Genomic DNA, 14,975 nt, shown 5'->3' with positions numbered 1-14,975 from the left:
ATCTCGTTTTTTTAATTTACGATTTTTCTAAAATCTACTTTTCCTTCCAAGATGTTGCTGTTTTTTCAACCACTTCATTTAGTTCTTCAATATTCTTTCTTCCAATTGTATCCAACCATTCCACAGTTGCTTTTTCACCTTCCTTAGCAAACACTTCTACTCCATTTGCCCAAGTCGCTCTTCCACATAGTACCCCATTAAATTTAGCACCTGAATCATGAGCAAATTTTAATGTATCTTGGAAAAATTTTGCACTTACTCCAGCACTTAGGTAAATATATGGCAAGTTTGTTGCTTTGTCTTGTTGTTTGAAATAGTTTGCTGCTTCTTCTTTAGTATAAACAACTTCTCCATCAGCAAATCCTTCAACATATTTCATATTTACAGGAACTTCGACTTTTAAAACATCGACATTGTATCTCGGATCTGAAAATTCTTTCATTGCTTCAATAACTTTTCTAGGTTTTACTTTTGCATATTCTGCTGTGCTGTTGTCGTCAATTTTACAGTCATAACTTAAAATTTCCAAAAAGAAAGGTATGTCTTCTGCAACACATTCAGCTCCTACTCTTTCCATATATGCTTTTTTCTGAATATTTATTTCTTCACATTCGTCTACATCATAGTATAACAAGAATTTTACTGCATCTGCTCCTTCTTCTTTCAGTCTTTTTGCAGACCATTCAACAAGGCAATCTGGCAATCTTCCAACTGCATTCGCATCATATCCTGTTTTTTCATAAGCTAGCAATAATCCCGCATTTTTATCTCTAGCTTTTGCTGCATCCAACCCATATTCAGGATCTAACAAGATTGAAGAAGAATATTTTGTTAAATGTTTTGAAACTAATACTTTAAATTCTTTTATTTGTTCAGCAGTCGCTTCTTTTTCCTGATTTTTATTTATCATTTTTTTCAAGGCACCTCTTTGGTCAATTGCTAGTGCTGATATAAAGCCATTTTTATCACTTAAATTTTCTAAATATTTTCTTTTTTGTGCTGATAATTTCATTATTTTTTCCTCCGTTTTTTTATACTTTTTAACAAAGAGATTTTTCTTCCTTGTTCTATAAATATTTTTTCTACTTGCTTTTTATTTTTGAAATTATATTTCCAAAATTTCTACTTCATTAAATAATTTGTCATAATTTTCCAAATTTACAAATCCTGTTAATTTTTCCATTGCATTCAACATTCCAAGAACATTTGCTTTTCTCAATAAATCTTCGTCACTCGCATTTTCATGAATTGCTGATGTTATTCCTGCAACTGTTGAATCTCCTGAACCTACAGGATTTACGACTTCTATTTTAGGAACATTCACTTTATAAAATTTATCATTGTGTTTCGCAAAAGCTCCATCTGCTCCGAGCGAAACGATTATCCACTCAATTTTTTCAAATAATTTATCTTTTAAAACTTTTTTTAATTCATCTGGATTTTTAGATACGTCTTTTCCAATTAATTGTGATAACTCTTCTGTATTAGGTTTTATTACTTTTGGTTTATATTCATGCTTTAAAACTTCTAACAATGCTTTTCCTGAGCAGTCAAGGACAACTGGTTTTTCATATTTGGTGCAAATTTCTATCATTTTTGCATAATAATCATCTTCCATTCCGCTAGGAAAACTTCCCGAAATAGAGATTAGTTTAACCTTTTTTACTAATTCTTCAAAATGTTTCAAAAAATTCTCGCTCTCAGATGAAGTTACTGAAGGCCCGCTTTCTAAAATTTCGCTTTGCATTCCTTCATGTAAAATCGCAATACAGTTTCTTGTTTCACCAGAAATTTCAAAAAATTTATGCTCTATTTCCTTTTCTGTCAATTTTTTCTGAATATCCATTCCCAAGCCCCCACCTATAAGCCCTGTTGCTATAACTTTATCATTCAGCTGTTTCAGCACTCTTGTTACATTCAAACCTTTTCCTCCAGGCGTCTTGCTCACTTTAGAAATTCTGTTTACTGTATCCAGATTAAATTTTTCCAGAGGATATGAAATATCAACAGACGGATTCATTGTTACTGTTAAAATCATCTTAATCAGCCCCTTTAATCTTTATATTCCCCTCTGTCCCATTTTTCCAAAAATTCCATAAAAAAATCTTTATCAGTTTGTTCTGGATTTACAGTTTCTATATGTTTAATTTTTTTAATTAATTTTTCACGTTCTTCTGTTTTTTTATATTCTGCTTTTATAAATGCTTCCACTATATCGCATAAAAGCAGCTCTCCAGTTATTTTTCCACCAAATCCAATAACATTTGCATTTAAATATTCCTTTGCATAAATTGCAGTTGTCATATCTCTTACTAAAGCCGAACGTATTCCCGGAACCTTATTTACAGCATTATTAATTCCAACACCTGTTCCACATATACATACTCCCAGATCAGCTTCCCCGCTTGCAACCGCTTCACCTACTTTTTTACCATAAATCGGATAATGAGTACGTGTAAAATCATAAGTCCCAAAGTCCAACACTTCGTAACCTTTTGATTTTAAAAAATCTGATAGCGCTATTTTCATATCTGTTACTATGTGATCGCATCCAATTGCTATTTTCATATCTTTACCATCCTTTTTTACTCTTTTATTTTTATTTTTTTATTATCATTCCATTTTTAAACAGCTTTTTATTTCTTCCCTCAATAATAAAGCAGCTTTAAAATTAAGCACAAAAATTAAAATTATGCTATTTAACTCCAAAATAATTTATTTCCAGTTAAACAGGCTAACACATCTTATTTAACATATCCACTCTAATTTGATGTCTTCCACCATCATATCCGGCAGTCAAAAATCCCTTCACAATATTTTTGGCAACTTCTGTTCCCACAATTTTTGAACCTATTGTAATTATCCTTGCATTATTGTGTCCTCTTGTCATATAAGCTGAACGTTCATCTGAAACTTCTGCGGCAATCATTCCCTTTATTTTAGTGGCAACCATAAAACTTCCTGCACCGTATGCATCAAACACTATCCCCAGACTGTCATCATCAGCTAACACAGTTTGAGCAACAGAATACGTTGTTTCAACAAAATCCTTATTTTCTGATTTATCAATTACATCATATCCATTTTCCAGCAAATAATTTTTAATATAATCTTTTAATTCATTACCATCCACATCAGAACCTAATATAACTTTCATTATTTTTCCCTCCATTTTTTAATTCATTTCACTGCGCAGCTACAAATTTTCAAATAATATATTATTTATCCCACAATTGAAATATACCTCAAAAAATGAAAATTACAACACATTAAACCCGTTAAAAATAAGGGTTGTTTAGTAAACAAACTTTTTTAGTCGCAATTTTATATTTATTTGAAAAATCACTTTAAGTAAACAGAAATGAAATTATTTGAGTTGGAATTTAATTTTTTTTATAAATTTTATTAATTTGAAAATTAGTAACATCATTTTAATACTAAACCCTTTTTAAGAATATGAATAAATTTTTATAATAGAGTTATTTGATAACTAATTCATAATCATTCAACTTTTTTATTTTCGTAGGATTGCTCATTGCCACAAAACCTTATCTTGTAGTAAAAATTTATCCTAATAATTAAAATTGTAGTAAGATTGCTACGCAATAACCTATGGCTAGTCTACGACAGATTAGTTTATACTAAATTATGTTTGAAAAATAAAAATGAGGACGCTTTTTGTCCCCATCAAATACTTCCACAACTTTCCCTCTCGATTAATTCCACAGGTAAATAAACCTTTTTCCTATAGCTTCTATTATGTTCCAGCAGTTCCAGCAGTACATTTATTGTTTCTTCTGCGATAATTTTTGTATCAATTCTAAGCGTTGTTAATGGCGGAGTCATATATTGAGAGATTTTTAAGTCGTTAAATCCAATAATTGAAATATCATCACAAATTTTCAGGCTCTTCTCCCTTACAGCCTTGTAAGCACCCATTGCAATAGAGTCATTTGCACAAAATACTGCTGTCGGAGGTCCTTCTAACTTTAGTATTTCCTTCATCATTTTGTATCCTGATTCCGCTGAAAATTCATCTACTTTTACAAATTTTTCATTATACAGTTCAAGTTCTTTCATAATTTCAATAAAATACTGCTCCCGAAAATCCACAAGATTTCTAACGATTTGATTTCTGCCGCCCAGCAGCCCAATTTTCTTATGTCCTAATCCCAATAAGTAATCAATTACAATTTTTACCGAATGTTTCATATCAAACTTTATATAGTCAATGGAATTATCTGAATTATAAGCGTCCACACAAATAATATTTTCATTCAGTGACTTCAAAAAGTCCAGCTGGCTTCTTTTTATTTCTCCAATGACAATAATAGCGCTGCAAACAATAAAATTCATTAAAATCTCTTCATTTTTTTCAAACAGCTGCAACTCAAAAACCTTGCTTTTTATCCCCTTTTTCTTTAACGCATACTCCAAATCCAGCCGTAATGACACAAAATATGGATCTTCACTTTCTATCTTTTCGTCAAACGACTTTATAATTGAAACATTTAATTGTGTATTTTTTCTTTTTGTATTTTTTTTCTTGTAATTCAACTCCTTAACTGCATCCAGCACCTTCTGCTTTGTTTCCTTTGTTACACCAAAATATTTATCATTATTCAAAATTCTGGAAACAGTGGCAATAAAAACGCCTGCATGCTTTGCAACATCTCTAATCGTAGACATTTTTTCCCTCTCTTTAAAACCTTAAAATTTACTTTTTTATACTATAACTTCCTTAACTTTTCATTTGTTTTATAATATAATTTTTTAGTTTTTTTAGTAAAATTTTTAATATTTTTACTAAAACTTTTTTTGAAATATAAATCTTACAATTATTATAAAAATTATGGCGAAAGAAATACATTCGTATTTAGTTATTTTTCCTTTAACAAAATTTTGCTTATTTAATATTTTCAAAATATTAAAACCTAAAATTTAAATATAATAATCTTTATAATTTAATATAGAATGTCGTGATTTTTTTGGAATGAAAACGACTAAACACATTTATGTGTTTCTTTCGCCAGAACCTTCATAGCAAATATATTTTATAGAGTTGTTCTAATCTTTATTTGCGAAAGTGAGTGTTAGCAAGTTTCGTTTTCGTAGTAATCCAGATTTATCCAAATAATAAATGTTTCGACTACTTTCCCAAATAAAATTTGGGAATATTTCAAAAAAATGCTTAGACGAGCCAGGGTTAGTGCATAGCACTTTCGCTATTCTCTTTAATATGCCACTAGTTAAATATATTAAAATAACTATTATTGCGAAATAAAGGGAAATGGCGACTGATTTCCCTTGCTTTATAAAAAGAAAAAACATAGTAATATGAAAAAATATTTATTATCAATAAGCAGTTTTTCAAAATCTAAATAAAAATCCTTTATATGGATACTTAATGATTAAATTTAATTAAAGGATATTTTATAATTAATTTTTTTATTTTATTCCAAAATATTGCTGGAAATTTCCCAAAAATATGATAAAATAATAACATAGTAAAACCAGTTTAAAAATAAATTCAAAGTTACAGCAAAAATCTAGATTTATTTAATTTCTATCAGTTCAAATTGATAATTAATCAAGTATATGTTAAATTCTTATAAATTTGAATTAACGAAATTCATGAAACTCTAGATTTTGACAATGTATCGGGAAGTTAATTTTAAATTTTTACTATAACAAATCAAAAATTATTTATTTTAGGAGGAAAAACAGATGAAAAAAATTATGAGAGGTGTACTGTTATTCGGTATGTTAGGAGGAATGCTTTTGTCTTGCGGAAATAAAAAAAGTAATAATTCTCAAGACGAAAAAAAAGATTCTCAAGTTAGTGAAAAGGTTTATAAAATTGGATTGTCACAGATTGTAGATCATCCAGCATTAAATGCGGCTAAACAAGGTTTTAAGGATGCTTTGGCAAAGGCTGGGATAAAGGCTGATTATGATGATAAAATTGCAAACAATGATATGAGCAATCAGACATTGATTATGCAGCAGTTTGCAGCAGATAAGAAAGACTTGGTATTTGCGGTTACGACACCGACAGCACAGGCGGCTAAAAATCAGGTTACAGGAAATATACCAGTTGTGTTTGCGTCAGTTACAGATCCAAAAAGTGCAGGGCTTGAAGGGATTCCAAATGTTACGGGAACAAGCGGAGCGGCACCAGTTAATGAAAATTTGAAATTAATGAGAGAATTATTGCCAAAAGCGAAAAAAATAGGAATAATTTATAATTCATCTGAACAAAACTCAGTTTCTGAAGTAAATAATTTGAAAAAGCTCGCAGGACAATACGGATTCACAGTAGTTGAAAAAGCTGTCACAAACGGTACAGAAATGGTTGCAGCGGCAAACCTGATAGCAAAAGATATTGATGTTTACTACGCTATTCAGGATAATACAGTGGCATCATACTTTGCGGCACTACTTGATGTATTTAACAAATCAAAAATACCTGTTTTAGCCACAAATGACGTTTATTCAAATGCAGGGGGGCTAATTTCGCAAGGAACTACCGACTACAACATCGGCTACCGTTCCGGAGAAATTGCAGCCGAAATTTTACTAAAAGGCAAAAAGCCAAGCGAAATCCCAATAGAAACAGTTAAAAATTTACAAATTGAAATTAACAAACAAAACATGGAATTATTGGGAATAAAAATACCAGACAGTATTTTAAAACAGGCTAAGATGGTAGAAACTAAAAAATAAAATTTGATAATTTTAAGACAATTAAAAAACTGGAGCTAAAAAATCTAAATAGCTTCAGTTTATTTTTGGATTAATTTTTCTCTTGAAGTTTTTTAGAAGATTTTCTCAAATTATTATTATACCAACTATTCATTATCTGGAGCTGACGAGATTGCGCCTATATTAATTTCAATTACTTCTTTTACAAGTTTTGGAAGATTTATTAGAACAGGAAAATCAGAAGGCATAGGCTTTCTGAATTTTAACGTGTATTCGTTATCTGTTGGAAAATTTATGGCTTTATTTTCTCTTGCCCTTATTGAATCCCTTAAATAAAAAAAATCTTCCAAAGTGCTTCCCTTTTCTATCGAACAGCCCATAAGCCAATACTTCCCTTCAGGAATATTTTCAAAAATACATTTATTTTCTGTTTTAAAAGGAATTAAAACTTTTCCAAAATGAGGCAGATCATCAGGAACACAATTTTTAAAAAGCCCTATAAACGTAATTTCACTTTTATAATTTTTTGGATAAATTAAATTTACGCACAAAAAATTTTTAGTATTATTTCCATTTATTTTTAAACTTCTACCGTAAGAAATTTCCTCTATTTCACTTGAATTTATATATTCTCTTAAAATTTTATAAAATTCCTTTATAGTTTTTTTATAATTTGATGGCGAAATTCCAGTATATTTTTTGAAAATATTTGAAAAAGTACCTGAACTGTTATAGCCTGTTCTTATTTGAGAAATGATGATATCTTCATTTTCGTTAATTATTATATCCAAAGCCTTTTCAATTTTTAAAAATGAAAGAAAACGACTTGCCGAAAATCCTGTTTTTTTCTTAAATTTTTTACTAAATTCAAATTTACTGTACCCAAATTCTCTGGCTGTACCTTCAATAGTGCAATTTTTTTCAATATTTTTCCTCATATACTCGGCAATCTCTTTTATTTTCATTTTATCAACTCATTTCTTTAAAATTTTTTATTTTAATAATAATTAATATGCATATTTCAACTATAGCTTAGTTAAACTCCCATTCTTCTATAATTATACCACATAAAATTAGTGTCCTTTATTTTTTAATAGAAATTCTTTATAAAAATTAATTTTTTCACAATTTATGATAAGTTTTTTTACATTTTTCAAGGTATCATATAATTGATAATGATATATTAATAAATTTTTTAAGGAGATGGTTTTTATGAAAAAAATATTATCAGTAATAATTTTAATTTTCTTGATGATTGTAAGCTGTGGTGGAAAGCACATTACTCAAAAGGATTTTGAAAATTCAATGAATGCGTTGCAGAAGGGAAATATTTCGGAATTTGTAGGAAAAGACAGTGAAGCAGCAGAAGCGCTGAATATCTTTTCTGAAGGATACAAAAAAATAACATATAAAATAAATAAAGTTACGACAAGCAGTAATGAATCCGTTTTAAATGTTACAATTAAAGCACCTGTTTTAACAGGAGTAATGGAAGAAGTACAAAAAAAATCTATGCAAAATGTCAAAAACTTGATGGGAAAATCTGGAAAAGAATTAGAAGAAGAAAGTAAAAAAATATTATCAGAAGTAATTTCACAAAAATTAAACAGCCCTGATTTGAAATACGATGAGGAAACATTTGATGTAATCTATACAAAAAAAGGTAATACCTGGGAATTAAACTCTGAAAAGAATGATAAACTTCTAAAAATAGTAACATTGGGTATACAAATGTAAGTATTTACACGGCATAAAAAAGGGAAATAAAAAATCTTACAGATAAAGATCCGAAATATATAGTGAACTACTCCCGCTTTTAAAAGCGGGAGCTTCTTGCTGTCTTTTTGTTAAAATTAAAAAAGTTTTTGAGTCATATTTTATATATAAAATTTAATTTTTAGAATTTTCATATTTCTTTCTATCATTAGCATTCAAATATTTTTTTCTAAGCCTGATAAAGTTAGGTGTAATTTCCACTAACTCATCATTTTCGATATATTCAAGTGCCAATTCCAGCGTAAATTCTTTTGGAGGTGCCAATTTTACAGCGTCATCACTTCCAGCAGCCCTCATATTTGTAAGTTTTTTACCTTTACATACATTTACAACTAAGTCGTTTTCTCTTGAATGCTCTCCAACTATCATTCCCTCATAAACTTCTACTCCTGGCCCTATAAACAGGATTCCACGTGGCTGCAAGTTGTTTAATGAATAACCTATGCTTGTTCCAGCCTCCATTGCGATAAGAACTCCTCTTCTTCTTCCTGTAACTTCCCCTTTAAAAGGCTCGTATTCAAAAAATGAATGGTTTATAATTCCTGTTCCTCTTGTTTCTGTCAAAAATTCATTTCTAAATCCAATTAATCCACGTGATGGCACTTTAAATTCAAGTCTTGTGTAGCCATCGCTTCCTTGATTCATATTTACCATTTCACCTTTTCTGAGTCCTAACTTTTCAATTACAACTCCTACAAACTCATCAGCAACATCAATAATCGCAAGTTCAATTGGCTCCATTTTCTGTCCATTTTCTTCCTTGAAGATAACTTCCGGTTTTGAAACTGCCACTTCGTAGCCTTCCCTTCTCATATTTTCAAGCAAAATGGATAATTGAAGCTCTCCTCTTCCTTTTACAATAAAGGCATCTGGCGAATCTGTCATTTCAAGCCTCATGCTCACGTTATGATTTACTTCCTTTTGTAACCTTTCCAAAATATTTCTTGAAGTTACAAATTTCCCATCCTGCCCTGCAAACGGCGAATCATTTACCATAAAAGTCATCGCAAGCGTTGGCTCATCAATGTCAATTAACGGCAATGACTTAGGATTTTCCTTGCTTGCCACAGTTTCTCCTATGTCAATTTGTTCAATTCCTGCGATTGTTACAATGTCTCCAGCAAACGCTTCTTCCATTTCAACTTTTTTAAGCCCGTCGTATCCATAAATTCTAGTAACTTTCCCATTTACCAAGCTGCCATTTCTCTTAATCAATGTAATTTCCTGGTTTTTTTCAATTTTTCCGTTATAAATTCTTCCAGTTCCTAATTTTCCTACATATTCATCATATTTTGTATTTGTAATAAGCATTTGCAAAGGTTCATTTACATCCCCTTCAGGATCATCAACGTGCTTCATAATTTCATCATAAAGCGGTTTCATATCCTTGTCTTCATCTTCTAGTTCCAGTTTAGCATATCCATTTTTAGCCGATGCATAAACTACTGGGAAATCAAGCTGAATATCATTTGCCCCTAAATCCACAAATAAGTCAAAAACTGAATCCACAACCGCATCAGGATCTGAATTTGGTCTGTCAATCTTATTAACTACCACAATTGGACGAAGCCCATGCTCTAATGCCTGTTTCAATACATATTTAGTCTGTGGCATAACACCCTCAAATGCGTCTACCAAAAGTAAAACTGAATCCACCATTTTCAAGATTCTCTGCACTTCCCCACCAAAATCCGCATGGCCAGGAGTATCCACAATATTTATCTTATAACCATCATAATGAAATGAAGCATTTTTAGAAAAAATCGTAATCCCTCTTTCCTTCTCTAAATCATCACTATCCATAATTCTTTCATCTACTTTTTCATGTTCCCCAAATGTTCCTGCCTGTTTCAATAAAGCATCGACAAGAGTTGTTTTCCCGTGATCTACGTGTGCAATAATTGCAATGTTTTTAATTTTGCTCATTTTTTATTTTAACAAATTTTTTGTTAATTTTTCCTCCTTAAATTTAAAAGTTACTTATCCCCCTAAGGGGCGAGGAGTAGAGGTGAAATTCATGCCCTATCTATTCAAACTGTAATAAATAATTACAAAAAGAATAAATATCGCAATGAAATCTACCATCTCACTACCTCCTTTATATAACATTTTGTGAATTATGCCGAAATTCACCTAGATATTATAACAAAAAAGACTGGAAAAATCCAGTCTAATTTACGGCATATTTTTTTATTGTTATATAAAGTTCCCCTTAGAGGTTTGTTACACATTTATTATAACATATTTTATAAAAATGTCAATCCTAAAAAATTTTTTTACTTTGTAATTTCTTCTTTTTAATATAATTTGCAATATTCTTTCCAAACATTTTCTCATATTTTTTCCCAAAATCTGTTAAAACTTTTTTCTCTCTTCTATCTAATTTTTGTAAAATTATAATTTTCCCTTTTCCATTTTTAATTTTATACTTTTCAGAATTTAGAAATGGTTTAACTTCCTCATTCCAAAGTTCCAAAAATACCTTGCCTGAAACTTCACTAAACTGAATAAATTCATTTTCAAAAACATAAATTTTCTCTTTACTCTTCACTTCCACACAACCTAAAAAATGTGTAAAAAATGCCCCACAATCTATTCCGCTTATTTTATCAGTCTTTTGAGAAATCCTTCCATTTATATTAGGCGTATGACCAAAATATATGTTTTTACCCCTATATTCTTCAAGCTCCACATTTTCCATAAGCCAAAATTCTTCCCTAGTCCAAAGCACAGTTTCCCTTTCCTGTTCCACTAGAGCCGTCTGTAAATCAAGCCCTGCATGCACAAATATATTTTCATTTCCTAAAATTGCCAACGGACTATCTTCCAGCCATTTCACAAGCCATTCTATTTCCACCAAAAAATTCGCTTCGTGCCAGTCTTTTATACTTTTCTTTTTAAAATATTTAGAATTTCTATAAACTGAATATTCTGTTTCGTATCTAATTGGATAATCATTTTCCAAATCCTCAAGCAGCATATCCTCATGATTCCCCAAAATAAATTTCAAATTATACCCAAGTTTTATCATTTTCATACATTTCATATAAATTTCATACGACTTTTCCCCTCTATCACAAATATCCCCCATAATCACAAGCAAATCTTCCCTTTTCAAATCAATTTTCCCAAGCATTTTCAAAAACAAGTCATACTGTCCATGAATGTCCGACATTACAAAAATTCGATTATAATCGCTTTCATTTATTTTTTCTATCTTAATTTTATTTGTCTTAATTTCACTTTCCATAAAAATCACTCTTCTTTTTTTATATACAAATATTTTTAAAAAACTCCAAAGCCATTCATTTCGCTAAATCTAAATAACAGATCATTCATTAATTTCTCGTTTTTTTCCGTATCATAAGGTAATGTAAATTCTCCATCCCTGTTTGTCCACAGCCTGTCATAGTAGTTTAAAATATCCTTAGAAATTTGCTGATCGTATGCTGACATGATTTTTAGCTCGTTTTCCAGATTGAAGTTTCGCATATTTCTTCTTGTAAAGTTTGTGGAACCGCCGTAAGTTATCAGGTAGTCTTTTTTTAGGATGGAAAGCATTTTTACGTGGTACATTTCCTCGCCTTTGTTGTAAAACTTGACGTTTATGTCGTAATTGTGTTTTCTGGCGTATTTCATTAATTCTCCAGCTGATGCTTTGTTTGGGAAACCTGCTTTTGAATTATTCAGGATTATTTCAAATTTCACTCCACGTCTTGCCGCTTTTCTTATATCATTGATAATTCCCCTGTCTGCAAGGAAAAATTGGGCGATAATGACTTTTTCTCCAAACTGTGCATTTTTTAATTCTTCTGAAATATCCTTAGCAGTGGCTCCATTTGTAAAATATTGCAATTTTAGCTTGTCATTCGCTGAAAATGGGATTTTGCTGAAATCCTTGTCTGGAAGTTTTCGTCTTAGACTTCCGTCTTTTTTGGTAATTTTTGCAACTGGCTTTTCCCCTTCATAAATTTCCTTGATGATTGGAGATGAAAACTTAAATGCCACATTTGAGTGTTTTGAACCTTCTGCATGCGGATTTGCTGATGTCAGCATCGCTGTATTTTCATTCATAATCAATTTTCTATGATCGGCTTTTGCATTTAACGCCCTCAAAAGGCTGCGGATTGTAATTTTGTCAGTCCCTTCATAAAATGGATTTTTTATTTTCCCACGATTTTTTGGGTTTCCAAAAGGCTGGATAAACAGACGCCATGGAGCTGAATATACAAGCATAGGATCCCTTAATTTCGTCAAATCCACATACCCGATTTTTACACCAGCCTGCTCCAGCTTTTTATGAGTCTTATTGTCAAATGCCCCATAAAACGTATTACTTTCATCAAGTATCAAGTAAATTTCCACATTTGGATCCTTTTCCCTCTTCTCCAGTATCTTTTGTGCAAATTCCTCCGCAATTGGCAGCGGTTGCAACTTCTCCTTAACCCCTTTCCCAACATAGTCATTAAACACAAAAATATCCATCAGAAAAAAATCCTGTGCCTTATCCAGAATGTCATAAGCCTGCTCCCAAATCTGCCTCTCATACTGTGTTTCTCCGTCTTTCTTATACGTCAGATCATAATAAAAATCCACATTGTCTGCATTATAAACCTCACTTTTCATCGTTAGCCCTTCTGAAAGTGAAGTGCACGATACCGTTCCCAGCAGTAAAAATATAAATGTTAAAATAATTTTTTTATTCACACCAGCTCTCCTTAATAAGAAATTTTAACTCTCTTGCCACAAAAAGCCACCCCAATGAGAGTAATATCTTCAATGCCTCTTTCTCTCAAGACAACATCATATCTTTTTTCAATTATCTGTTCTATCGCCTCTCTTGAAACCTTTTCAAGAGTATTTTCATCCCTTGTAACTTTAAATTCCAATATAAAAGCCCTGTTATTTTTATTCTTTGGCTCTATCATAAGATCATATCTCCCAAGTCCCGATTCCTCATTGGATTTTACATAATAATGGTTGTCCAGATAAAACATCATTCCTAAAATTAGCCCTTGATAAAAATCCTCGTTTTTAGTATCATTGTAACTTGTCGATTTTAGCAAAATATCCTGAAGATATTTTTCAAAGTAATTAAATTTGAGCTTTTTAAGAGATTCCATCGCCTTTCTAAATAAACTTTCCCCAAAATTTACATCAATGAACTTCTGTCTGAAAAACTCCCTCACTTCCCTGTTTGGCAATCTTAAAGAATAGACATTCTCATAATCTTCCCCAATTTTCTCATCAATCGTTAAATATCCGCTAAATAAAAGCAGTTCCCAAATTTCTTCCTGATCAAGCAAGACAGACAAATCTGAATTTCCATTGATATTTTCCTCAACGCTTTCGCCCATAAATAATCTTTCCAAAGTTTCCATCGTATCTGTATCTATATTTTTCAAAATATCGTTAATTAGGAAATTCCCGGAAGTATCAACCCAATGTGAACCAATTTTTTTAGATTTCAAAAATTTTAAAATACTCCAAGGATTGTAAACCTCAGCATCACCAAATTTATATCCATTATACCAAGCCTTAACATCTGAAACTTCATATTTCACATCAAAATATTCAAGTATCTCTTCAACTTCATCCTGATTAAATCCAAAAAATTCAGCATAATCATTTTCTAAAATAGAATAAACGCTTAGATTATTCAAGTCAGAAAATATTCCAGCCTTAATAACTCTGATAATTCCAGTCATAACGCCCATTTTTAAATACTGATTAGTTTTCAATGCTTCTCCATAAAATATTTTAAAAAATGTAACAGCATCGTTATAATAGTGATGTTCATAAGCTGAAATCAAAGGACTGTCATACTCATCAATTAACAAAATAACTTCCTTTTTGTAATGCCGATACAAATAAGCTGTCAAATTCTGCAAAGCATTCTTATACTCGCCATCATCTTTTTTAAACCAGATTTTATTAAATTCTTTCAGCTCACTTTCATTCAAAGAAGCTCTGACAAATTCAAACTCGTTATAAAGATTACTAATTAAACTTCTCAAGTCAAACAAACATTCTTCCCAACAGTTACTTTTAATCCCCTTCAATGAAATGAAAATCACTGGATACTTTCCTTGTTCTGAAAAATATTCTGACTTTTCAATATCCAGTCCACTAAACAATTTCCTATTTTCCTCAGCATTATCAATATCAAAAAAATATTTAAGCATTGACATATTCAAAGTCTTCCCAAACCTTCTTGGACGTGTAAACAATTTCACTTCCGAAGCATCATCCAAAATCTCAGAAATAAATTCCGTTTTGTCAACATAGTATGCGTCGTTTTCCATTAATTTTTTAAAATCATCAATACCAATAGGAATCTTTTTCATCTGTTTTCCTCCTAAATAACTTATTACTGCTATTTTACCATTATTTTTATATTTATTCAATTTTAAATTATGATTCGTAATAAAATCTAAAAAAGAAGCAAAAAAAGAAAGACCGCCCGTAGGCAGCCTCCCCTTAAGTTTAAGCTG

Annotated in this window: 12 protein-coding genes; 2 read left to right on the top strand and 10 right to left on the bottom strand. The window is 30.8% G+C overall.

The genetic code is table 11. From position 1 onward, the window contains the following. Positions 1–34 precede the first annotated feature (34 nt). From lacD to HW275_RS09260, 5 genes are all read right to left on the bottom strand, one after another. Positions 35–1,012 (bottom strand): tagatose-bisphosphate aldolase, encoded by a 978-nt coding sequence (gene lacD, locus HW275_RS09280; RefSeq protein WP_178936252.1) that lies wholly within the window; start codon positions 1,010–1,012, stop codon positions 35–37. Positions 1,013–1,105: 93 nt separating this feature from the next. Beyond that, positions 1,106–2,038, bottom strand: coding sequence for a tagatose-6-phosphate kinase (locus HW275_RS09275; RefSeq protein WP_178936251.1), 933 nt, complete (start codon positions 2,036–2,038; stop codon positions 1,106–1,108). A gap of 14 nt (positions 2,039–2,052) precedes the next feature. Continuing rightward, positions 2,053–2,568, bottom strand: coding sequence for a galactose-6-phosphate isomerase subunit LacB (gene lacB / locus HW275_RS09270; RefSeq protein WP_178936250.1), 516 nt, complete (start codon positions 2,566–2,568; stop codon positions 2,053–2,055). Positions 2,569–2,734: 166 nt separating this feature from the next. Beyond that, a complete protein-coding gene (gene lacA / locus HW275_RS09265) occupies positions 2,735–3,157 on the bottom strand; it encodes a galactose-6-phosphate isomerase subunit LacA (protein ID WP_178936249.1) in 423 nt (140 codons plus the stop codon). Between the two features lie 530 nt (positions 3,158–3,687). Further along, positions 3,688–4,689 carry a LacI family DNA-binding transcriptional regulator gene (locus HW275_RS09260; RefSeq protein ID WP_178936248.1) on the bottom strand — a complete coding sequence of 334 codons (1,002 nt, stop codon included), beginning with the start codon at positions 4,687–4,689 and terminating at the stop codon, positions 3,688–3,690. 1,038 nt (positions 4,690–5,727) lie between these two features. Here HW275_RS09260 and HW275_RS09255 point away from each other — a divergent pair. Then, complete coding sequence (locus HW275_RS09255; protein WP_178936247.1) at positions 5,728–6,726, top strand: ABC transporter substrate-binding protein; 999 nt, start codon at positions 5,728–5,730, stop codon at positions 6,724–6,726. A 125-nt stretch (positions 6,727–6,851) separates the two neighbouring features. Here the strand turns inward: HW275_RS09255 and HW275_RS09250 are convergent, their stop codons facing one another. Then, positions 6,852–7,670: a helix-turn-helix domain-containing protein gene (locus HW275_RS09250; protein ID WP_178936246.1), complete on the bottom strand. Its 819-nt coding sequence runs from the start codon at positions 7,668–7,670 to the stop codon at positions 6,852–6,854. A gap of 247 nt (positions 7,671–7,917) precedes the next feature. On the opposite strand from HW275_RS09250, the gene HW275_RS09245 reads away from it, so the two are divergent. Beyond that, positions 7,918–8,442: a hypothetical protein gene (locus HW275_RS09245; protein ID WP_178936245.1), complete on the top strand. Its 525-nt coding sequence runs from the start codon at positions 7,918–7,920 to the stop codon at positions 8,440–8,442. Positions 8,443–8,595: 153 nt separating this feature from the next. On the opposite strand, the gene typA is transcribed toward HW275_RS09245, so the two are convergent. From typA to HW275_RS09225, 4 genes are all read right to left on the bottom strand, one after another. Next, the gene (gene typA / locus HW275_RS09240) at positions 8,596–10,407 is read right to left on the bottom strand and encodes a translational GTPase TypA (RefSeq protein ID WP_178936244.1); all 1,812 of its coding nucleotides are present in this window, start codon (positions 10,405–10,407) and stop codon (positions 8,596–8,598) included. Positions 10,408–10,744: 337 nt separating this feature from the next. Further along, positions 10,745–11,731, bottom strand: a complete 987-nt coding sequence (locus HW275_RS09235; protein WP_178936243.1) for a metallophosphoesterase — start codon at positions 11,729–11,731, stop codon at positions 10,745–10,747. A 35-nt stretch (positions 11,732–11,766) separates the two neighbouring features. Then, positions 11,767–13,188 (bottom strand): phospholipase D-like domain-containing protein, encoded by a 1,422-nt coding sequence (locus HW275_RS09230; protein ID WP_178936242.1) that lies wholly within the window; start codon positions 13,186–13,188, stop codon positions 11,767–11,769. 11 nt (positions 13,189–13,199) lie between these two features. Then, positions 13,200–14,828, bottom strand: coding sequence for an AAA family ATPase (locus tag HW275_RS09225; RefSeq protein WP_178936241.1), 1,629 nt, complete (start codon positions 14,826–14,828; stop codon positions 13,200–13,202). Positions 14,829–14,975: the final 147 nt, after the last annotated feature.

This window comes from Leptotrichia sp. oral taxon 223, assembly GCF_013394795.1.
Classification (GTDB): Bacteria; Fusobacteriota; Fusobacteriia; order Fusobacteriales; family Leptotrichiaceae; genus Leptotrichia.
Note: the sequence above shows the minus strand (reverse complement) of the source record. Positions and strands in the feature narration are given on the sequence as shown.